The organism is Segatella copri, from assembly GCF_026015295.1.
Classification (GTDB): Bacteria; Bacteroidota; Bacteroidia; order Bacteroidales; family Bacteroidaceae; genus Prevotella; species Prevotella copri_C.
Window position 1 is genome coordinate 884,632 of the sequence record NZ_JAPDUW010000001.1, and the last position, 23,297, is coordinate 907,928.

General features: G+C 46.9%; 13 protein-coding genes. 7 read left to right on the forward strand and 6 right to left on the reverse strand.

Annotation, left to right across the window (positions count from 1 at the left end):
* Positions 1-34: 34 nt before the first annotated feature.
* From ONT18_RS03650 to ONT18_RS03670, 5 genes are read left to right on the forward strand one after another with little or no spacing between them, the layout of a single operon-like run.
* On the forward strand, positions 35-2,635 hold the full coding sequence (locus ONT18_RS03650) for a BatD family protein (RefSeq protein ID WP_264904062.1): 2,601 nt from the start codon (positions 35-37) through the stop codon (positions 2,633-2,635).
* A 30-nt stretch (positions 2,636-2,665) separates the two neighbouring features.
* Complete coding sequence (locus ONT18_RS03655; RefSeq protein WP_118080385.1) at positions 2,666-3,370, forward strand: phosphatase PAP2 family protein; 705 nt, start codon at positions 2,666-2,668, stop codon at positions 3,368-3,370.
* 33 nt (positions 3,371-3,403) lie between these two features.
* On the forward strand, positions 3,404-4,678 hold the full coding sequence (locus ONT18_RS03660; RefSeq protein ID WP_264904065.1) for an S-adenosylmethionine:tRNA ribosyltransferase-isomerase: 1,275 nt from the start codon (positions 3,404-3,406) through the stop codon (positions 4,676-4,678).
* 52 nt (positions 4,679-4,730) lie between these two features.
* A complete protein-coding gene (locus ONT18_RS03665) occupies positions 4,731-6,713 on the forward strand; it encodes an ABC-F family ATP-binding cassette domain-containing protein (protein WP_264904067.1) in 1,983 nt (660 codons plus the stop codon).
* A 30-nt stretch (positions 6,714-6,743) separates the two neighbouring features.
* Positions 6,744-8,777, forward strand: a complete 2,034-nt coding sequence (locus ONT18_RS03670) for a M13 family metallopeptidase (protein WP_264904069.1) — start codon at positions 6,744-6,746, stop codon at positions 8,775-8,777.
* A 154-nt stretch (positions 8,778-8,931) separates the two neighbouring features.
* Here ONT18_RS03670 and ONT18_RS03675 read toward each other — a convergent pair whose 3' ends face one another.
* From ONT18_RS03675 to ONT18_RS03685, 3 genes are all read right to left on the reverse strand, one after another.
* The gene (locus ONT18_RS03675; protein ID WP_022121988.1) at positions 8,932-10,569 is read right to left on the reverse strand and encodes an ABC-F family ATP-binding cassette domain-containing protein; all 1,638 of its coding nucleotides are present in this window, start codon (positions 10,567-10,569) and stop codon (positions 8,932-8,934) included.
* 745 nt (positions 10,570-11,314) lie between these two features.
* Positions 11,315-14,893: a pyruvate:ferredoxin (flavodoxin) oxidoreductase gene (gene nifJ / locus ONT18_RS03680; protein WP_118190767.1), complete on the reverse strand. Its 3,579-nt coding sequence runs from the start codon at positions 14,891-14,893 to the stop codon at positions 11,315-11,317.
* 173 nt (positions 14,894-15,066) lie between these two features.
* Positions 15,067-16,257 (reverse strand): ATP-binding protein, encoded by a 1,191-nt coding sequence (locus tag ONT18_RS03685; RefSeq protein ID WP_117727939.1) that lies wholly within the window; start codon positions 16,255-16,257, stop codon positions 15,067-15,069.
* Between the two features lie 168 nt (positions 16,258-16,425).
* On the opposite strand from ONT18_RS03685, the gene ONT18_RS03690 reads away from it, so the two are divergent.
* Positions 16,426-17,586, forward strand: a complete 1,161-nt coding sequence (locus tag ONT18_RS03690; RefSeq protein WP_264904073.1) for a hypothetical protein — start codon at positions 16,426-16,428, stop codon at positions 17,584-17,586.
* Between the two features lie 201 nt (positions 17,587-17,787).
* Complete coding sequence (locus ONT18_RS03695) at positions 17,788-19,080, forward strand: serpin family protein (protein WP_264904075.1); 1,293 nt, start codon at positions 17,788-17,790, stop codon at positions 19,078-19,080.
* Positions 19,081-19,168: 88 nt separating this feature from the next.
* Here the strand turns inward: ONT18_RS03695 and ligA are convergent, their stop codons facing one another.
* From ligA to ONT18_RS03710, 3 genes are all read right to left on the reverse strand, one after another.
* Complete coding sequence (gene ligA / locus ONT18_RS03700) at positions 19,169-21,151, reverse strand: NAD-dependent DNA ligase LigA (protein WP_264904076.1); 1,983 nt, start codon at positions 21,149-21,151, stop codon at positions 19,169-19,171.
* A 52-nt stretch (positions 21,152-21,203) separates the two neighbouring features.
* Positions 21,204-21,734 carry a GNAT family N-acetyltransferase gene (locus tag ONT18_RS03705; RefSeq protein WP_006846667.1) on the reverse strand — a complete coding sequence of 177 codons (531 nt, stop codon included), beginning with the start codon at positions 21,732-21,734 and terminating at the stop codon, positions 21,204-21,206.
* 173 nt (positions 21,735-21,907) lie between these two features.
* Positions 21,908-23,206 (reverse strand): CobW family GTP-binding protein, encoded by a 1,299-nt coding sequence (locus ONT18_RS03710; RefSeq protein WP_022120195.1) that lies wholly within the window; start codon positions 23,204-23,206, stop codon positions 21,908-21,910.
* Positions 23,207-23,297 lie beyond the last annotated feature (91 nt).

The following is a 23,297-nucleotide window of genomic DNA, read 5'->3' on the forward strand; positions in this document are numbered from 1 at the left end:
TAAAATAATACAACGAGCATAATTAATATAGAACATGAAACATATAGGTTGGTTTATTATTATATGGGCAATGCTTCTGGGCTTCAGTTTGCAGCTGAAAGCCCAGCATATCAGTGTGTCGGCACCAACACACGTGGCGGCGGGAGAAAACTTCCGTGTGGCCTATACCATCAATACACGTGATGTAGAGGAATTCCGCCTGGGCGGAGTAGGAGAAGGACTTGAGGTAATTGCAGGTCCTTACACCTCATCGCAGTCCAGTTATCAGATGATCAATGGCCATACTTCCTCTTCATCGTCGGTAACCATTACCTATACGCTCTACGCAGCTAAGAACGGAACCTTTGGCATTGGTGCCTCTCATGCCATCGTAAATGGTAAGAAACTCTCTTCCCATCCGGTTAAGATTACGGTTTCTGGCCATGCTGCACGCAACAACGGCGCTCCTTCCATGCACGGACAGAATGATTATAATGAACCACGTATGCGAACTGCCGGATCAAGAATATCAGGCCGCGACCTCTTCATCAAGGTTACAGCCAACAAGCGACGTGTTCACGAACAGGAACCGGTGCTCCTTACTTATAAGGTTTATACGCAGGTAGACCTTACCCAGTTGGAAGGCAAGATGCCTGACCTGAAGGGATTCCACAACCAGGAAGTTCCGCTGCCTCAGCAGAAGACTTTCCATACTGAAACCGTAAACGGCCGACCTTACCGATGTGTTACATGGAGCCAGTATGTCATGTATCCGCAGATGACGGGAAACCTTACCATTCCAGCCATTACCTTCAAGGGAATCGTAGTTCAGCAGAACAGAAACGTTGACCCGATGGAAGCTTTCTTCAATGGCGGCTCCGGCTATGTTGAAGTAAAGAAAGATATTATAGCTCCTAGTGTGAAAATTCAGGTTGATCCATTGCCTCAGCGCCCTGCCAACTTCTCGGGCGGTGTAGGTAAATTCAATATTACTGCTTCCATCGACAAGAAGGAAGTAAAGGCTGGTGAACCTATCACCATTCGTGTAGTGGTAGGAGGAATCGGAAACCTGAAGTTGCTCAAGCAGCCTGTCATTACCTTCCCTAAGGATTTTGACAAGTACGATGCGAAGGTGACAGACAAGACCCGCCTTACAGCCAATGGCGTAGAAGGCAATATGATTTATGACTTCCTGGCTGTGCCTCGTAATCAGGGAAATTATACCATTCCTGCGGTAGAATTCACCTATTATGATACTTCGGCTAACAAGTATAAGACAATCAAGACCCAGCCGTTCACGCTGAATGTAGATAAGGGCGATGGAACTTCAGACAATGAAACATCAGATTTCAGCAACAAGGATAAGGACATTCATGCGCTGAAACTGGGCAAGTCTAAGCTCCATGATATTGACGATATGTTCTACGGAAGCTTCGGCTACTGGACCAGTCTGCTGGTTCCATTGGCAGCCTTCTTTGCCCTGCTCATTGTTTTCCGCCGCCGTGCCCTCGAGAATGCCGACCTTGTAAAGGTCCGTTCCAACAAGGCAAACAAGATAGCAACCAAGCGCCTGAAGAAGGCTCATCTGCTGATGCTCGGTGGCAAGCAGGAAGAATTCTACGATGAAGTGCTCCGTGCTTTGTGGGGCTATGTAAGCTACAAGCTCAACATGCCAGCCGAAAAGCTCTCACGTGAAAACATTCAGGCTATGCTCGAAAAACATTGTGTAGAGGAGAGAACTATCGAGAAGTTTACAACTGCGCTCGATGAATGTGAGTTTGAACGCTATGCGCCGGGCGACCCTGCCGGCAATATGAACCGTACATTCGAATCAGCAATGACTGCTATTATGGATATAGAAAATGCTATCAATGCAACGCGTAAGCAGCGCAAGAAGAGTGCAACCGGATATTCGTTCGTCTTGATGATCATGGTAATGTTGGGCTGCTCGGTTTCTGCAGGCGCTGTAACCAAGAACAATGCTGATACGGAATATCAGAAAGGTAACTATCAGCAGGCCATACGCGACTATGAGGAAATATTGAACAACTATGGTGTTTCAGCCGAAGTTTACTATAACTTGGGCAATGCCTATTACCGTACAGACAATATTACCAAGGCTGTGCTCAATTATGAGCGTGCCCATCTGCTCTCGCCAGGCGATGAAGACATCAGCTTCAACCTGCAGTTTGCACGTAGCAAGACCATCGATAAGATTACGCCGGAAAGCGAGATGTTCTTCGTGACCTGGTGGAAGGCGCTGGTTAACTTTACGAGTGTTGACTGTTGGGCTAAGACAGGCATCATAGCCATCATCATGGCGCTGGTTCTGGTCTTGGTTTATCTCTTCGGTTCGCATATCGTTTTGCGCAAGATTGGTTTCTTCGGTGGAATCTTCTTCGTGGCAGTCTTCCTGCTGAGCAATCTCTTTGCTTACCAGCAGCGGCAGATGCTTATCAACCGTACGGGAGCCATCATCATCGCTCCTTCTGTCAATGTGAAGAAGACTCCAGCCAAGACGAGCGTTGACCTCTTCCTGCTGCATGAAGGAACCCGCGTTGACATTACCGATAAGGCGATGAAAGGCTGGCGTGAAATCAAGGTAGGAGACGGCAGAGAAGGCTGGATTGAAACCAAGGCAATTGAGGAAATCTGATTAAGATAAAATCTGATTAAAATAAAGAGAATGGATTTTAGTAGGATACAAGATTTTGACATGCAGCTGTTGCATGTGTTTAACGGCAGCGAGAATGTCTGGCTCGATCAGATGGCGATGGCGCTTACATCGGGCTGGACATGGATTCCGCTTTATATCGTCCTCTTCGTTGTTGTGATAAGAAACAACGAGATGATGGGCCAGATTGCGCTTGTGGTTGGAGGAGCATTGCTCTGTATCTTTCTGGCTGATGGACTGGTGGATGGAATCATTAAACCGCTGGCTGAAAGATGCAGACCTTCCAGCGACCCGATGTTCAAGTATACGGTTCAGGTGGTTGACAATATGCGCCTCAAGAGTTTCAGCTTCTGTTCGGCTCATGCAGCCAATACGCTTTCGTTAGCCATCTTCTTCTCGTTGCTCATCCGCAGCAAACTGGTTACGTGGACCCTGTTATTATGGTCGCTCGTAAACTGTTGGACCCGTCTTTACCTGGGTGTTCATTATCCGGTCGACATTCTTTGCGGTCTGGCTATCGGAGCTGTGGTGGGAGTTGTCGTTTATCTTATCTACATCAGGATGTATTACCGCATCTCCCCAAAGATTAAGTATATTTCCAACCAGTATACGAGTACGGGTTACGACTATGATGATGTAGATAAAATCATGACCGTAGTGATATTTACCCTTATCATGGTTGTGTTTTATGCCACCTGTCAGATGGCTTATCTTTAGTACAGAAATAAAAGTTCAAAAGTAAAATAAATAATGGATACAAAACACATTAAAATTAGTGATTATAACTATGATTTACCGGATGAGCGCATCGCAAAATTCCCTATCGCCCAGCGCGACCATAGTAAACTGCTGGTCTATAAGCACGGCGAGGTAAGCGATGATGTTTTCCATCATCTTCCCACATATCTCCCTCAAGGAGCCTTGATGATATTCAACAATACCAAGGTGATACAAGCGCGTCTGCACTTCCGCAAGGAAACAGGTGCGCTTATTGAGGTTTTCTTGATGGAGCCTGCAGAACCTACTGATTATGAACTCATGTTCCAGACCACCGGACATTGTTCCTGGCTCTGCATGATCGGTAATCTGAAGAAATGGAAAGAGGGCACCCTGAAGCGTGATTTCGAAATCAAGGGCCACAAGCTTACGCTCAGCGCTACCATGCGACGCGGAGATGCTCTCGGTTCTGAAGCGCAGAAAATGGTTGCCAAAGGCGGAGGAACCAACTACTGGGTTGATTTTGATTGGGACAACGACAAGGTGTCTTTCGCTGAGATTCTTGAAGCAGTAGGCGAGTTGCCTATTCCTCCATATCTCAACCGCAAGACAGAGGAGAGCGACAAGACCACCTATCAGACGGTTTATTCTAAAATCAAGGGAAGTGTGGCTGCTCCAACTGCCGGACTTCACTTTACCGATGCTGTTCTCAAGGATCTTGATGCGCATGGAATCGACCGCGAAGAAGTAACCCTGCATGTAGGAGCCGGCACATTCAAACCGGTGAAGAGCCTTGAAATCGAAGGTCATCAGATGCATACGGAATACATTGTTGTTCATCGTCGCAGTCTGGAAAAACTCATCAAGCACGAGTGCCGGGTCATTGCCGTAGGAACCACCAGCGTCCGTACCATCGAGAGTCTCTATTACATGGGCGTTCATCTGCTGAAGCATCCTGAGGCAAATGAAGAAGATCTGCACGTAAAACAGTGGGATCCTTACGAGCTTTCTGAAGATGGCAATCTGGTAGATGGAATCACTCCGATGCAGGCTATCCAGGCAATCATCGATTATTTGGACCGCAACGGTTTGGAGGCTCTCCATTCCAGCACGCAGATTATCATTGCTCCTGGCTATCAGTATAAGATTGTGAAGATGCTGGTCACCAATTTCCATCAGCCTCAGAGCACACTCCTGCTTCTGGTGAGTGCTTTCCTCAAGGGCGACTGGAAGAAGGTTTACGATTATGCTCTTTCGCATGATTTCCGTTTCCTGAGCTATGGAGATTCATCCCTGCTCATTCCGTAAAAGGAGTTAGGAAAACTATAAATTATTAATTGTAAATTATAAATTAAAATAGATGATTTCAGTAGAAGGACTGAAAGTAGAGTTTGGCGTCAAGCCTCTCTTTCATGATGTAAGTTTCGTCATCAACGACCGCGACCGCATTGCCCTGGTGGGTAAGAATGGTGCGGGAAAATCTACGATGCTCAAGATTCTCTGCGGTTTACAGAAACCTACTGCTGGCGTTGTGGCTATTCCTAACGAAACCACTATCGGCTATCTGCCACAGGTGATGAAACTGCAGGACGATACGACCGTGAAGGAGGAAACCCGCAAGGCTTTCGCCCATAATACCGAGATGAAGGCGCGTCTGGACAAGATGCAGCAGGAAATGGCCGACCGCACCGACTATGAGAGCGAAAGCTATGCTCAGCTCGTAGAGAAGTTTACCCAGGAACATGAACGCTACATGATGATGGGTGGCGAAAACTATGAGGCTGAGATAGAGCGCACCTTGACCGGTCTTGGCTTTACGCGCGATGATTTCGAGCGCCCTACCAAGGAGTTTTCCGGCGGTTGGCGAATGCGTATCGAACTAGCCAAGATTCTGTTGCAGAAGCCTGATGTACTGCTCCTCGATGAGCCTACCAACCACCTTGATATTGAAAGTATCCAGTGGTTGGAGCAGTTCCTGGCGCAGAGTGCCAAGGCTGTGGTTCTGGTGAGCCACGACCGTGCTTTCATCAACAATGTAACTAATCGTACCCTCGAAATTACTTGTGGAAGGGTAGAAGACTATAAGGTGAAATACGATGAGTATGTTGTGTTGCGTGCCGAACGCCGCGAGCAGCAGCTCCGTGCCTACGAAAACCAGCAGAAGGAAATTGCCGACATCAAGGATTTCATCGAGCGATTCCGCTACAAACCTACCAAGGCGGTTCAGGTGCAGAGCAGAATCAAGCAGCTCGAGAAAATCGTGCCTATCGAGGTGGATGAGGTTGACAACAAGCAGATGCACCTCAAATTCCCTCCTTGTCTCAGAAGTGGCGATTATCCAATCATCTGCGATGAGGTGCGTAAAGATTACGGCGCACACACCGTCTTCGACCATGTTACCTTTACCATCAAGCGTGGCGAGAAGGTGGCTTTCGTGGGTAAGAACGGCGAGGGTAAGTCTACCCTGGTAAAATGTATCATGGGTGAGATTCCTTTCACCGGAACTCTCAAGATTGGTCATAATGTGCAGATTGGTTATTTCGCCCAGAATCAGGCGCAGCTCTTGGATGAGAATCTTACCATCTTCCAGACTATTGACAATGTGGCAACAGGCGAAATGCGTCTGAAGGTGAACGATCTCCTGGGCGCCTTCATGTTTGGCGGCGAGACTTCTGAGAAGTTTGTCAAGGTTCTGAGTGGAGGAGAACGCAGCCGACTGGCTATGATCAAGCTCCTGCTCGAACCGGTGAATCTCCTCATTCTCGATGAGCCTACCAATCACCTCGACATGCAGTCGAAGGATGTGCTGAAAGAAGCCATCAAGGCTTTCGATGGAACAGCCATCATCGTGAGCCACGACCGTGAATTCCTCGATGGTCTGGTAGATAAGGTCTATGAGTTTGGCGGCGGCAAGGTTCGTGAGCATCTCGGTGGTATTTACGATTATCTCCGTGCCCATAATGCCGAGAACATCAATCAGGCTCTTGCCAACCAGAGCATGGCTTCTGCCGGTTCGCCTTCTGCCAATACTTCCGGCTCTTCTGTCGCATCAGGTTCTACAGCCGACAGTCTTGCCTCTGCCACATCCGGCAAGCAGAGCTACGCTGAACATAAGGAACAGCAGAAGAAAATCCGCAAGGCTGAGAAAGCCGTGAAGGAATGTGAGGCGAAGATAGAGAAGCTGGAAGCGAGAAAGAAGGAGATTGATGAACTTCTGATGAAACCGGAAAATGCAACCAACATGGAACTCGTTACTGAATACACCGAACTCATGAAGGGTCTCGATGAGGAGAACGAGCGCTGGATGCTCCTTTCGGAAGAATTGGAAGAAGTTTCGAAATAACAGTAACATTAATATAAAAAAGAGAAGAAAATGAAAATGAAAATGATCTTACCGATGATGCTGATCGCAGCTCTGCCATTAGGCGCTGATGCTCAGAATAAATCGGGTCTTGTCATGAGCAATCTCGACCAGACAGTGAAGCCAGCAGACAGTTTCTATCAGTTTGCTACAGGCGGATGGCAGAAGAACAATCCTCTTCCTGCCGCTTATAGCCGTTATGGCAGTTTTGACCAGCTGGCTGAGAACAACAACAAGCGCATCAACACCATTCTTTCTGAACTCCAGAAGAAGACTTACAAGGCTGGAACCATTGAGCAGAAATTGTCTGATTTCTACAAGCTCTCTATGGATGTTGACAGCCGCAACAAGGCTGGAATCGCTCCAGTAAAGCCTCTGTTGGATGAGATTGAAGCTGCCAAGACCAAGGACGAGCTTCAGAAGCTTCAGGTTAAGTATGCATGGATGGGTCTCGGTTTGGGCTATGTCTCAGGTTTCGATGCCGATGAGAAGAACGTAACCATGAACATCTACATCCTGATGCAGGGCGGTCTTACTCTCGGTGCCAAGGATTATTACCTCAACAACGATGCTGCAACTGTAGCTATCCGTGAGGCTTATAAGACTTACCTCAGCAAGATGTTCCAGCTCTATGGCTTCTCTGCTGATGAAGCTGCCAAGAAGGCTTCTGCCGTATTCCTTCACGAAACAACGCTCGCTACTTTCTCAAAGAGCCGTACCGAACTTCGTGATCCTCAGGCCAACTACAACAAGATGACCTTGGCAGAATTCAAGGAGAATTATCCTAACATTCCTCTCGAGGCACTTGCCAACGCCGAGGGAATCAAGAGCGAAAATCTCAAGGAGATGATCGTAGGTCAGCCTGCTTTCTTCGCCGGTTATGACAAGGTGGCAGCTGCAGAATGTGCAGGCACATTGAAGGCTTTGATGGAGTGGGACATCATCAGTAGTTCTGCTTCTTACCTCAGCGATGAGATTCGCGAAGCCCGTTTCGAATTCTTCGGCAAGACTATGAGTGGCCGTAAGGAGGATTATCCTCTTTGGAAGCGCGCTACTACTCAGGTAGAGGCTCAGTTGGGCGAGGCACTCGGTCGCATCTACTGCAAGCGCTATTTCCCAGAAAGCTCTAAGAAGATGATGGAGACACTCGTGAAGAATCTTCAGATCAGCCTCGGTCAGCGTATCGATGCTCAGACCTGGATGAGCGATGCTACAAAGAAAGCTGCTCACAACAAGCTCGACAAGTTCTATGTAAAGATTGGTTATCCTAACAAGTGGACTGATTTCAGCAAGCTCAGCATCGACCCATCCAAGAGCTATTATGAGAACGTATTGGCTTGCCGCAAGTTTGCCAACGATAAGGAGATTGCAAAGAAGGCAGGAAAGCCAGTAGATAAGGATGAGTGGTACATGACTCCTCAGACTGTGAACGCTTACTACAATCCTACTACCAATGAAATCTGTTTCCCAGCCGGTATTCTCCAGTATCCTTTCTTCGATCCTAAGGCTGATGCAGCATTCAACTATGGTGCTATCGGCGTAGTAATCGGCCATGAGATGACTCACGGATTCGATGATCAGGGTCGTCAGTATGATGCTAGCGGTAATCTGAAGGACTGGTGGACTCCTGCTGATGCAGAAGGTTTCAACAAGCGTGCTGATATGTATGCTGATTTCTTCAGCAACATCAAGGTGTTGCCTGATCTGAATGCCAACGGCCGTTTCACCCTCGGCGAGAACCTTGCCGACCACGGTGGTTTGATGGTTTCATACAATGCCTTCAAGAATGCTACAGCCAAGAAGCCATTGAAGAACAAGGATGGTTTCACTCCTGACCAGCGTTTCTTCCTCGCCTATGCAGGTGTTTGGGGACAGAACATTACTGATAAGGAAATCCGCAACCGCGTAAAGAATGATCCTCATTCTCTCGGCAAGTGGCGTGTTGATGGTGCGCTTCCTCACATCGATGCATGGTATGAGGCATTTGGTGTTAAGCAGGGCGATAAGCTGTTCATTCCTAAGAACCAGCGCCTGGAGCTTTGGTAATTCCGGAAGGAAGTTTTTACGAATAGAATTTTTCGGGAATGGTTTTCCGAATAGATAGAAAAAATAAAGTCCTGATGTTTCGTTTGTTTGAAACATCAGGACTTTTTGTTTTATGCTTGAAATATTTATTGATAAGAAAACAATAGAATAGGGGTTATTGCTTCTTCTCCAGTTCCTGAAGATTTTCCATCTTCTTCGATTCCAGGAATTCGTAAATGCCGCAGAGATGTTCGCGGACGCGACCATGACCGAACTCATAAACCTTGCTGACAAGACCATCGAGGAAATCACGGTCGTGACTAACCACGATGAGCGTTCCGTCGAAATCGAGCAAGGCCTGTTTCAGTACATCCTTGGTCTTCAGGTCGAGGTGGTTGGTAGGCTCATCGAGAATCAGCAGATTCACCGGCTCCAGCAGCAGTTTGAGAATGGCAAGGCGGGTGCGCTCACCTCCCGACAATACTTTCACCTTCTTGGTAGAATCCTCTCCGCCAAACATGAATGCTCCGAGCAAATCGCGTATCTTGTTGCGGATTTCACCTTTGGCAACATCATCAATGGTCTGGAATACGGTAAGTTCGCCATCGAGCAGAGAAGCCTGGTTCTGGGCGAAATAACCTATCTGCACATTATGTCCCAATTCCAACTTTCCTTCGTTCTGAAGCTGACCCATGATACATTTCACGAGCGTTGACTTACCCTCTCCGTTTCTTCCCACGAAGGCAATCTTGTCGCCTCTTTCTACGGTAAGATTCACGCCGCTGAAAATCTTCTTGCCATCAAACGACATCGCCACATCACTCATCTGAACCGGATAAGCACCGCTTCGTGGGCTCGGCGGGAACTTGAGTCGAAGGCGGCTTGTATCTTCTTCATCCACTTCGATAAGTTCCAGTTTCTCTAGCATCTTCACGCGGCTTTGCACCTGGAAGGTTTTAGAATAAGTGCCTTTGAAGCGTTCTATAAAGTCCTTGGTCTCGGCAATCATCTTCTGCTGTTCCTCATATTTCTTCATCTGCTGTTCGCGGCGTTCCTTGCGCAGTTCCAGATATTGGCTGTAAGTGGCTTTGTAGTCGTAGATGCGACCCATGGTTACTTCGATGGTTCTTGTTGTAATGTCGTCAACGAATTTTCGGTCGTGGCTGATGACAACTACCGCTTTCGAACTGTTGATGATGAAGTCTTCGAGCCAGCCGATAGATTCAATGTCGAGATGATTGGTTGGCTCATCAAGCAGCAGTACGTCTGGCGATTTCAAGAGCAGTTTTGCCAGCTCTATTCTCATTCTCCATCCTCCCGAAAACTCGCTTGTAGGGCGGTTGAAATCAGAGCGCTCGAAACCGAGACCGAGCAGCGTCTTCTCTACATCTTCCTCGAAATGAGTCATGTCGATAGCGTAGAATTTCTCTGAGAGAGACGATACTTTCTCTATGAGCTGCATGTAATCATCGCTGTCGTAATCGGTACGGGTGGTGAGCTCGTTGTTGATGCGGTCAATCTCAGCCTGCATTTCGTGCAGATGGGCAAACGCCTGACAGGTTTCCTCGAATACGGTTCTGCCGTCTTCGGTCATCAGATGCTGAGGCAGATAGGCGATGACGCAATCCTTGGGAGCGGAAACGGTGCCACGAGTAGCATTTCTCACACCGGCGATGATCTTAAGCAATGTGCTCTTTCCTGCGCCATTCTTTCCCATCAGGGCTATACGGTCCTTCTCGTTGATCTGGAAGGAAATGTCTTTGAATAGGGTGGTGCCGCCAAATTCTACGGTCAATCCATCAACTGTAATCATATTATTTTCTTCTTGTTCAAATTTTTGTTTCTTTAAGCAACTCCCCAGAATGTCCCGTTCCTGCCGTTTTCGGGGTCTTCATTGATGACCAGCGCCTGCCATCATTTATGACCCTTGCTGGTCTTAATAGAAGACCTTAGCAAGGCACAAAAGGCTGTTCTTTCGATTGCCGGTGCAAAGATACAACATTTTTGGGCAGAATGCAAGCTTTTACCCTGACTTTCTTTCGGAGAAGTAGTGTAAGTGTTTGATTGATATTGATTTCTATTGGCTTTCTAGCTGAACTTTATTGCAGGTTAACGGAAATGACCGGATTATAATATTTGAGACTATGTGAAATGATGAAAGGTGAGATATGCTAAAGTGTTAATTGTTAGCACTATACGGAATTTATATATAGAATTACTTCAATAGCATTGGTGTAACCTAATCTATATCTGTCACTATATGATTATGCCTTATTCGTACTCTAATGTCCTCTATTTACCTTTTGTTTCGCTTTTGTTTCGGTCAAAAATCTCTAAAATCGAAAGGGTTTTGAAGTCCGAGGATGGGCATTATTCACCCTTTGTAGAGGGGGTAAAACACCTTTCTAACCCTTTTATTTTGCGTTTTTCATTCGAAAAATCACTAAAAAGCACTGATTTTTGCCTCTTTTGGTTTTTTAAACAAAAAAGACCTTGATTGCAGAACGCAACCAAGGTCTTCGGAGATGATATATTTAACCTATTGAAATCTCGCTAGATTAGATCTGCTCGCTCCAGTCCTCCTGGCTCTTACGAACGTAAGTCTGGTAACGGAGCTTAGCCATCTTCTCTGCCTGAGAGAAGAGCTCATCAGCCTCCTTAGGGAATGCCTTCTGTACAGAGAGGTAACGAACCTCACCGAGCAGGAAGTCGCGGAAGTTCTCCCAGTTAGGAGCCTTAGAGTCGAGTGTGAATGGGTTCTTACCCTCATCAGCCAACAGTGGGTTGTAACGCCACAAGTGCCAGTAACCGCACTCAACAGCCAACTCTTCCTCGTGCTGTGAACGACCCATACCGCCCTTACGCTTCAAACCGTGGTTGATACATGGTGCGTAAGCGATGATGAGTGATGGACCTGGATAAGCCTCAGCCTCGCGGATAGCCTTCAATGTCTGAGCATTGTCAGCACCCATAGCTACCTGAGCTACGTAGATGTAACCGTATGTAGTCTGCATCAAACCGAGATCCTTCTTACGGATACGCTTACCCTGAGCAGCGAACTGTGCGATAGCACCGAGTGGAGTAGACTTAGAAGACTGACCACCAGTGTTAGAGTAAACCTCAGTATCGAGTACCAGGATGTTAACATCCTCACCAGAAGCCAATACGTGGTCAAGACCACCGTAACCGATATCATAAGAAGCACCGTCACCACCGATGATCCACTGTGAACGCTTAACGAGGTAGTGATCCAAAGTCTTGAGCTCCTTGCAGATAGGGCAACCCTTCTCAGCGCCGGCAGCGATGAGAGGCTTCAACTCTGCAGCAGCCTCCTTAGAACCCTCTGAATCGTTCATGTTAGCCATCCACTTGTCAGCAGCTGCTACGAACTCAGCAGGAACATGCTCCTGAGCCTTAGCCTCCTCAAGCAAGTGAGCGATGCGCTCCTTCATCTTCTTGTTACCCATTACCATACCGAGACCGAACTCGCAGAAGTCCTCGAACAATGAGTTGTCGAATGCAGGACCCTGACCCTTAGCGTTCTTTGTATATGGAGTAGATGGGATAGAAGCTGAGTAGATAGAAGAACAACCAGTAGCGTTAGCAATCATCTGACGATCACCGAAGAGCTGAGAAATCAACTTAACGTATGGAGTCTCACCACAACCAGAGCAAGCACCAGAGAACTCGAACAATGGCTGAGCGAACTGAGAGTTCTTAGGGCTCTGCTTGATGTCTACGAGATCCTGCTTAGAAGCTACCTTGTGTACGAGGTACTCCCAATTAGCTGCTTCCTTGACCATATCCTCTGCGTCTACGTTGAATGGAACCATTGTCAACGCCTTCTCACCCTTCTTACCTGGGCAGACGTCAGCACAGTTACCACAACCAAGACAGTCGAGTACTGAAGTCTCGATGCGGAAATGCATTCCAGCCAAAGCCTTAGGTGCCTTAACATCCTGAGTCTGGAGACCCTCGATGCCTGCGAGCTCCTCATCGGTCAATACGAATGGACGGATAGCTGCGTGAGGACAAACGAATGAACACTTGTTACACTGGATACAGTTCTCTACGTTCCATACTGGTACGAATGCCTCAACACCACGCTTCTCGAATGCTGCAGTACCGTTCTGCCATGTACCGTCAACTGTGTTGTGCTTAACGAAGTCAGAAACCTTCAAGAGGTCACCTGCCTGGCCGTTGATAGGACGAACGAGTTCCTTAACGAATGCTGGAGCGTTATCCTCCTTAGCCTCATCGTCAGCGAGGTTAGCCCAAGCTGGATCTACTGCCAACTGCTTGTACTCACCACCGCGGTCAACTGCGCCGAAGTTCTTGTCAACAACGTCCTGACCCTTCTTAGAGTAAGACTTAACGATGAATGCCTTCATCTGCTCTACAGCGAGATCCAAAGGAATAACCTTTGTGATACGGAAGAATGCAGACTGGAGGATGGTGTTGGTACGGTTACCGAGACCAATCTCCTGAGCAATCTTAGTTGCGTTGATATAGTAAACAGTGATGTTGTTCTGAGCGAAGTAACGCTTTACCTTGTTAGGGATGAAGTTAACCAACTCCTCGCCATCGAAGATAGTGTTCAACAGGAAGAAACCATTCTTACGCAAACCACGAGTTACATCGTACATGTGGAGATAAGCCTGTACGTGGCAAGCTACGAAGTTAGGAGTATTTACCTGATAAGCACTGTGGATAGGGCTGTCGCCGAAACGCAAGTGAGAGCAGGTGAAACCACCAGACTTCTTAGAGTCGTAAGAGAAGTATGCCTGGCAATACTTGTTGGTATTGTTACCGATAATCTGAACTGAGTTCTTGTTAGCACCAACAGTACCGTCAGCACCCAAACCGTAGAACTTAGCCTCGAACAAATCGTCGCCACCCATTGGGATTTCCTCCTCTTCTGGGAGAGAAGTGAATGTAACGTCATCAACGATACCTACAGTGAAGTGGTTCTTTGGCTGTGGCAACTCGAGGTTCTTGAATACAGCAACGATCTTAGCTGGAGTTGTATCAGAAGAACCGAGACCGTAGCGACCGCCAACGATCAATGGCTTGCGCTCGTCATCGTAGAGAGCTGACTTAACGTCGAGGTACAATGGCTCACCCTCTGCACCTGGCTCCTTGGTACGGTCGAGAACAGCGATGCGCTTAACTGTAGCTGGGATAGTCTTCTTCAAGAAGTCAACAGAGAATGGACGGAAGAGGTGAACTGCAACCATACCAACCTTCTTGCCCTGCTTGTTCAAGTAGTCGATAGCCTCGCGAGCTGGCTCTGTAGCAGAACCCATCAGGATGATGATGTTCTCAGCATCCTCAGCACCATAGTAGTTGAAGAGGTGGTACTCACGGCCAGTAATCTTAGTCATCTCCTGGCAGTACTTCTCTACTACCTCAGGGATTGCATCGTAGTAAGTGTTGCAAGCCTCACGGTGAGTAAAGAATGTCTCTGGGTTCTCAGCGGTACCGCGAGTAACAGGACGCTCAGGAGTCAAAGCACGGTTACGGAAGTCCTCGATGAACTCTTCCTTAACCAATGGACGGATGTCTTCCATATCCATCTCCTCGATCTTGTGGTACTCGTGAGAAGTACGGAAACCGTCGAAGAAGTTAATGAAAGGAACCTTTGTCTCCAATGTAGCCAAGTGAGGAACTGCAGAGAGGTCCATAACCTCCTGAACAGAACCTGAGCAGAACATAGCGAAACCTGTCTGGCGGCAAGCCATTACGTCCTGGTGGTCACCGAAGATACAAAGTGAGTGAGAAGCCAATGTACGAGCTGATACGTTGAACACGCAAGGGAGCAACTCACCAGCAATCTTGTACATGTTAGGAATCATCAGCAACAAACCCTGAGAAGCAGTGTAAGTTGAAGTCAAGGCACCAGCCTGGAGAGAACCGTGAACTGCACCGGCAGCACCAGCCTCTGATTCCATTTCCTGGATAGAAACTCGCTGACCGAAAAGGTTCTTACGACCTTTGGCAGCCCATTCATCTACATGCTCCGCCATTGGTGATGATGGAGTAATAGGGTAGATAGCAGCAACCTCAGTAAACATGTAGCTTACGTGTGCGGCAGCTGTGTTACCATCACAAGTGATAAATTTTTTCTCTTTAGCCATTTTACTTTTAGATAAAATATTAAAAATGTTTTGTATTTAATTCATTCTTATTCTAACATTATTCTAATGTTGAGTGTTGAATGTTGAGTGTTGAATTAGGCTTGCGCCCTTATGTGTCTTCATGCTGATGCCGTTAGGCAATTCAACATTCAACACTCCACATTCAACATTCCCTAATATAGGAAACCCAGAAGCCATAACGGAATCCTGTTGTCCTTGCCTACCTCGGTATTGTATCGGGCGTAGATGATGTCGGGATTGTTGCGCACCTTGTTTGGAGATTGCGCATCGCAGATTCTGAACTTCTTCTCACCATCTACAATGAAGTAGTGGTCCTTGCCGGTCTGGCTTACCTTGTGGTCTTTCCAGACCGAGTTGACGAAGAATGTTTCCATTACCTCCTGCTTGTCTATCTTGATAGGATAGATGGCGTACATCAGGTTGGAGTTGTGCATCATCACCTTGGATGGTTTCTTTGGGAACTCCTGCCCGGTAGGGTAAATCATGTTGATGAGTCGCGCATCAGCAAGATACTTGATGTAGTTCATTACCGTAGCTCTACTGGTGTTGATCTCTTCGGCAAGCTGGCTCACGTTGGGAGCCTTGGCACCTTCTACAGCTAGCTGATAGAAGAGCCGCTTGATCTTGGTGAGATATTTCAGTTCGATTTGCTTGATGAGGAGGATGTCTACCTCGGTCATCATGTTCATTGTCTTTAGTAGATTCTCTGTGAAGTTGCGATTCTCCAGGAAGAATGGATAGAATCCATGATGCAAGTAGTCCTGGAAGTATTTCATCGGGCTCACCTTAGGCAGTATCTGCTTGATGATGTGCTCGTGATTGCGCAAGATTTCATCGAGTGTATAAGGCTGGAAACTGTTGCCAGTCTGCAGGTTGATAAACTCTCTGAAAGAGAAGCCTCGCAAATTATAGCTTTTCACGATTCCATTGAGCTCAGGATTCTCTTCCTTCAGTCTCATCACGCTGGAACCTGTGAACACGATTCTTAACTCTGGATAGAGGTCGTAGCATTTGCGCAGCTCCTTGCTCCAGTCCGACTGCTTGAAGACCTGGTCGATGAGAAGGGTTCTGCCGCCGTGGCGAACAAAGTCACCTGCAAAATCTGCGATTCCTCTGCTTTGAAAATAGAAATTGTTCATATTCACATACAGGCACTTGCGGTCAGTAGGGCCAAAGTGCTCCTTGGCATATTGAAGGAGGAATGTAGACTTTCCTACACCGCGTGTTCCCTTTATGCCAATCAAACGGTCGCTCCAGTCGATTTCGTCCATCAGAGTGCGTCTTACTGGTGCGTCCGTATGCTCTACGAGGTATGTATGTGTTCTGAAGAATGCTTCTTCCATGAGTTTATATCGTTTCTAATTGTTTTTACGATGCAAAGGTAATTAATTATTTCTAATTTGCAAACTCTAGATAGCAAAAAGTAACTTTTTTTTCATTATTTAGCACTTGTCTAAGTAAAAATGGTGATTTTCTGCCCTTTTTTGCACTTTTCTTTATATCTTTGCACCATGAAGTTACATATTTTCAATCCAGAACATGATTTGGCTTTGGCTGCAAATCTGAAACAGTTCACCGCGCCTCATGCGGGTAGACAACTTAGAAGTGATCTTGCTTTCATTCCGGCTCTTTGGGCGGAAGAGGGCGACCTCGTACTTGTGGATGATATTGATTTTGCGAAGAACAGGGTGCGCCATTTTGGGGCTGAACTGAACAGCAAGGTTGAATTCATCACCAAGCCTCAGCTGAAGCATCTGCTCAAGACTGAATTTCTGGACAGTGTTCATCCCTGGGGATGGAACCTGTCGCTGAAAGGTGAGTTGGAGCGTTTGGGAATTCCGGAGATTATGTTGCCGACTGATGCTGTATTAAACAAGGTGCGCGAGGTGAGCAGCAGGCAATGGGCTGCCCTTCATCTGCAGCGAGGCGTGGAATATGTTACTGAGACGGCCCGTGTCAAAGAACTCATTCTCCAGCACGGCAAAGCTGTTGTCAAGGCTCCCTGGAGCAGCAGCGGGAGGGGAGTAAAATATGTAAGTGCTGAGGATTTCAAGACAGCCGGAGATTATCCTATCTTCGAAAGATGGGTGGCAAACATGATTTATCATCAGGGCGGCGTAACCGTAGAACCCCTATATAATAAGGTGAGAGATTTCGCCATGGAGTTTGAAATGAAAGATGGTAAGGCGCACTATCGCGGTCTTTCGCTCTTCGATACAATTAAGAATGCCTATTCGGGCAATGTGCTCTACTCTGAAGATGATAAGGTGGAAATGATGAAACCGCTCATTAGCGAGGCGCAGCTTGCCGGAATCAGACAGCGCATCATCGAGATAATGGAGCCGGCGCTGAAGGAAATTTACAGTGGTCCGTTCGGCGTAGACATGATGATCTGCACGAAAGGGGAGAAGGATGAATTCTGCGAGGCTGTGCTGAATCAGGAAGGTGAGGACGTAAACAGAACAGGACTGGGCGTGGTTCCTTGCATCGAAATCAATCTGCGCAGAACGATGGGTCATGTGGCAATAGATCTATACGAACATCTTGTAGCTAATTCGAGTGATGAAATGAAGACTAACAGGACGAACATCATGCGCGTGGAATATGATGGAAACAGATATCATCTCAGAATAAAGCCTGGCAGACCTTCGGAAGAGGCACCGCTGCATTGATTTTTTTTGTAAAGAACATAGATATTTTTTGTTAAGAAATAGTAAAATCGGCTTTTCCCGTGCAAGGATTAGCCGATTTTTCATTTTATCTTCAGAACTCACGATTCAGATTCCGATTCGGGAAATGCCTTTTAAAGAGAAACAGTCCCTATGGGTTCAGGAGCGTTGAGTCATTAAAATGAACTAATAAATTAGAGAAATATGAACAAGAAAGTATTTAGTGCAGCTATTTTAGCTTCAGCTGCAATGGCAATGACTTCTTGCAGCTCTAGCAAGAATGCACAGAATGAGAACGCAACAAAGGCTGAGAAGATAACGGAGGCAGAGGCTACCCGTCCGTCAGCAGATGAGGAAATGGACGAGAGTTATCTTGTCCTCTCAGAGGCTCAGCAGAACATCGTGAAGAAGAATAATGATTTCGCTTTCAAACTCTATCAGCAGATCAGCGGCATGGATTCTGAGGTGGTTTCGCCAATGAGCATCGCCTATCTGATGGGAATGCTTGCAAATGGTGCCGACGGCATGACTCAGCAGGAGATTCTGAAGGCAATCGGTTGCGAGGGCATGAGCGTGAAGGAACTCAACGACTGTTATAAGGCGCTGATGCTTTCGGCTGGCAAGCTCGACAAGCAGACAACCGTAAATATTGCCAACTTTATCGCTATCAACAAGAATTTCACATTGAACAGCGATTTCGCTCGTACCGTAGCCGATTCTTATCAGGCGGGCGTGGAGAGCATGGACTTTACCTCTCCTAAATCTGCCTCTCGCATTAATGACTGGTGCAAGAAGCAGACTAAAGGCATGATTCCTAGCATCATCGACCAGGTAGACCCAGCAGCCGTTTCTTACCTTCTGAATGCTATTTATTTTAATGGAATCTGGCAGGAGAAGTTTGATGCGAAGAATACCCGCCTCGAGAACTTCAGCGGTTACACCCGCGATATTAAGAAGGTGAACATGATGCACCTGAACAAGAAGTTTGCCTATACAGAAAATGATATGTTGCAGGCTGTAGAGCTGCCATACGGAAATGGAAGTTATCAGATGACCGTTCTTCTTCCTAAGGCTGGCAAGAGCATCAGCGAGGTGATGAAGGAGATGGATGCTGATAAACTTCAGAAGTTGAGTAATGACATGGACCGTTGCCAGGTAGATTTAAAATTCCCTAAGTTTACCACAGAGATGGATTTGTCGCTCAACCAGATTATCAGTAAATTGGGCGCTCCAAGCATCTTCCAGCCAGGCACGGCAGATTTCAGCCGTTTTGCCAATGGCAGCTTCTACGTATCGAAGATGTTGCAGAAGGCAAAGATTGAGGTAAGCGAGCGTGGAACAAAGGCTGCTGCCGTAACAGCTGCTGTGATGCTGACCTCACTGGGTCCTCACGAGATGAAGCGTGTAGAATTTCATGCCAACCGCCCATTCGTTTATTTCATTACAGAACGTAACAGTGGCGCCATTCTCTTCATGGGTCAGTTCCTGGGAGAATAATAACAGAGAATTTGCAGGTTCTTAAAACTAGAAAAGCGAAAGCTAAGTCCGTAATCCGGAATCTGGCTTTCGCTTTTTCTATTTTGTTTTATTCGCTTGCTTGCTCCTGAAACTTTTCAATGAACTCATCCTCAGTAATAATTGGAATATTGAGTTCATGGGCTTTCTTGTTCTTCGAACTCTGCGAAGCAGCATCGTTGTTAATCAGGAAGTTAGTACTCTTGCTCACGCTTCCCGTAACCTTGCCGCCCTGGCTTTCAATATAAGCTTTCAGCTCGTTGCGGTTCTTGTAATGATGCACATCTCCGGTTACGACGAAAGTCAGTCCCTGGCATTTATTTCCCGTTTCTACAGGCTCCTGCTCCTCGATAATCAGCTCGGACAACAGATGCTGCACATGCTGGAAATGAACATCATCCTTGAACCAGGCGATAAACTTGGCACTCTTTTCCGGTCCAATGCCATCAATGCTTGCAAACTCATCATCAAACATGCTCAGACGCGCCGTTTCTATCAGTTCCTTCACCTTGTAACGGCTGAGCAGTTTTTTAGCCACATCGCCGCCGCAGAGCGGAATGTTCAAGGCGTAGAGCAGATGACGGCCATCAGTATGGCGGCTCTTCTCTACACTCTCCAGAAGATTGCTTACGCTCTTCTTGCCAAATCCTTCGAAACAGGAAATCTCGAACGCATAATTCTTCAGTTTGTAGAAATCTGCATATTCCTTGATAAAACCATGATTGATGAATTTCCAGACAGTCTGTTCTGAGATTCCATCAATATTGATTCCTTCCTTGCTGACGAAGCGGGCAAATTTCTTGAGCTGTTTGGCAGGGCAGGCTGCATTGGTGCAATGGAGAGTCTTGGTGCCGCTCTCGCTCTCGCGCACTACAGCTGGCGCATGGCAAACCGGACATTCGGCGGGAATGACAAAACTTCCCACAACCTCTGTAATATTGATTACCTTCGGGATAATCTTATTGGCCTTGATGACCTGCAGTCTGGTTCCCTTGTCGCCAATGCCCAGACGCTCGCATTCGCTTACATTGCAGAGCGAGGCACGCTGCACGGTGGTTCCTTCAAGTTCTACCGGTTTGAAAACTGCTACAGGCGTGATGGTGCTGGCTGCGCACGACCATTCGATGTGGTCGAGTACGGTGTCAGCATGTTCATCTTGCCATTTAAAGGCAAATCCTGCCCTCGTAGCGTGGTGCCCTGTAACGGACCCCGTAGCTGCATAAGCCGTATCATCGTAGCAAATCACCAGTCCGTCTACCGGGAAAGGATTCTTCTTGCTTGTCACCTTCTCCGTAAACTTGTCTATTTCCTGCTGGATATTTTCTGTGGTAGGGTGGTCAATACGCTCACGTTCTACAGGATTCATTCCCAGGTCTTTCAGCATCTGCATGCGTTCGCCCCATGAGGTAAGTTCCCGCTCAGTATAAACCAGGGTGAACGGAATCCATTGGATGTGGCGCTGCTTCACCTCATCAATATCCTTCAGCGTGAGTGAGCCTGAAGCGAGGTTTCGCGGATTGGCGTAATCGCCTTCGCTTTCGATGATGAACTGTTCGAAATCAGCATACGAAATGACGGCTTCTCCTCTTACTACAAGATGTCCTTTCTCTGAAATGGTAGCAGGAATGCCTGAAATGGCTGGAGCCAAGTGGGTAATGTTGGTGCCGATGTGTCCGTTACCGCGGGTAACGATTTTGGTGAGTTTTCCGCCGTCATAGGTTACTACGAGGGTCAGTCCGTCCAGTTTCCATGAAATCCAGATAGGGCGGTCTTCTGCCCATTTTACAAGATCACTTACCTGTTTGGTCTTTGCCAGAGAGAGGGCGGCAAATTCATGCTTCTCTTTCTTTCCTACGATAGAATCTTCTGACACGCGATTAGTAGGGGAGTCAGGCAGAATTTCGCCTGTTTCCTCTTCCAATCTCTTGAGCTGGTCGAAAAGGGCGTCCCACTCATAGTCGGTCATGAGTTCGCCTTTTCCGTTATAATAACTATCCGAAGCTTGGTTGAGTCTTTCAACCAAGCTCTTCATCTGCAATAGTTTCTCTTCCATAATGAATGTTTGAGGATATTAATCAAATGTTGTGTTTTTCGATGGCCAGAAATTATTCTGCAGGTTCCATGGCTATGGAGAGTTTTTCAAAGGCGAAACGCTGACCTCTGTTTCCTCCATAGTTTACACGTCCGCAGATGCAGAAACCCATCGAAGACAGAAGGTTAATCATCGGCGTATTGTCAAAGTTGGTGTCAACCTTGATGCTAGGTATTTTTTCTACCTCGCACATGCTGTTCACCTTACTGATGAAAATACGCGCCAAACCTTCACGCTGGAAACTAGGCAACGTGGCAAAGCGATGTATTACATAATAATCGCCATCGGTAATCCAGTTGCCTACTAATTTCTTATATTTGGGTTCACCATTCAATATGACTGCTCCATAGACAACAACCTCTTCGTTTACTGTCAGAACGAAGGCGTTGCCATTTTCTATGTCTTTTCTGATGTCTTTTTCTGATGGATATTCCTCAGTCCATTGGTGACGTCCCGATTCTATCATACTTTGGCGAGCCTGGTCGATGACTTTCCAGCAAGCAGCAAAGTCCTTTATATACGCCGGTCTGAAGTTTGTCTTCATATTAATTACGCTTTTATTATTCGGGTGCAAAATTAACAAAAAAAAACGAATTAAACTAAAAAACGGAGGAAAAACTTCACTTTTTTGTTCGTTTTCCTCCGTTTTTCTTGTTTTCTGCTCATTTTGAGCTATTTTTCCTTTGCTTTATGCTAGGAAGCCGGGTGAATAAGCTTCTACGCCAAGCACTTGTCGAGCTCAGCAATGATAGCATCTTTCTGTTCCTTGATATGCTGACCGATGAATACGATTTTTATCATGCGGTCGCCCAATTCCTGATCCCATTCCTTCTGCAGCTGTGGGTTATTCATCAAGACCTGGGCGAGTTCGTCTTTCGGCATGGTAGCCAACCATTGGCCAGCCTGCTTTACAGTCTTCTGCTTGCCAGCCTGCTCGAACACGTAGCACATGTCGCGCTCATCATCGAAATAGCAGATTCCCTTGGCGCGAACCACGTCTCTAGGCCATTTTCTTGCTACGAAATCATCGAAGAGACCCAGGTCGAAAGGTTTGCGACGATAGTAAACGAAGGTGCCGATTCCGTATTCCTCAACTTCTCCGCCTTCATGATCATGGTCATGATCGTGGTGATGATGATGGTGATGGTGCTCATGCTCATCGTGGTCGTGGTCATGGTCATCGTGGTCGTGATGATGATGCTCATGTTCGTCTTCCTCGTCATGATCGTGATGATGTTCATGTGCTTCTTCTTCATCATCTTCTTCATGCTCTTCGTTTCTTTCTGATTCAATCTCCTGAATCCAACCGGCTGAAGTGGATACGGTTTCCCAATCAAACTTCTTGGTGTTGACGATCAGATTCAAGTCAACGTCACCATAGTTGCATTCAAAGATTTCTGCCTTAGGCTGGATGGCGCGGATAATCTGCTTCAGGTGCTCCAGCTCCTTAGGCTCAACCTCAGCTGCTTTGTTCAGGAGAATGATGTTGCAGAACTCAATCTGCTGGATGACGAGCGAAGCCAGATCTTCCTCATCCATATTCTTCTTCATCAGGTCGCTGCCGTTGGAGAATTCATCCTTCATGCGCAAAGCATCTACTACGGTAACGATGCTGTCAAGGCGCAGAATGCCATTCTCGATGTACTGAGGACCGAGGGATGGGATAGAGCAGATGGTCTGTGCAATAGGAGCAGGCTCGCAGATTCCGGAAGCCTCGATGACAATGTAATCGAAACGCTTCATGTCTACGATTTCCTTGAGCTGTTCTACCAGGTCCATCTTCAATGTGCAGCAGATGCAACCATTCTGGAGAGAAACGAGCGAATCATCTTTCTGACCTACTACGCCACCTTTTTCTATCAGGGCTGCATCAATGTTGACTTCACCAATATCGTTGACGATGACGGCAAACTTAATACCTTTTTCGTTAGCTAAAATCTTGTTGAGAAGGGTTGTCTTTCCACTACCCAGGTAGCCTGTCAAGAGCAATACAGGCACTTCCTTCTTTGCGTTCATATTAAAATATTTTAATGTTATACTTCTTAAACCAAGTCTGCTGATAATGCTGCTTTCTCGGGCAGCTGTCATCTGGCAGTCTGACGGTTTT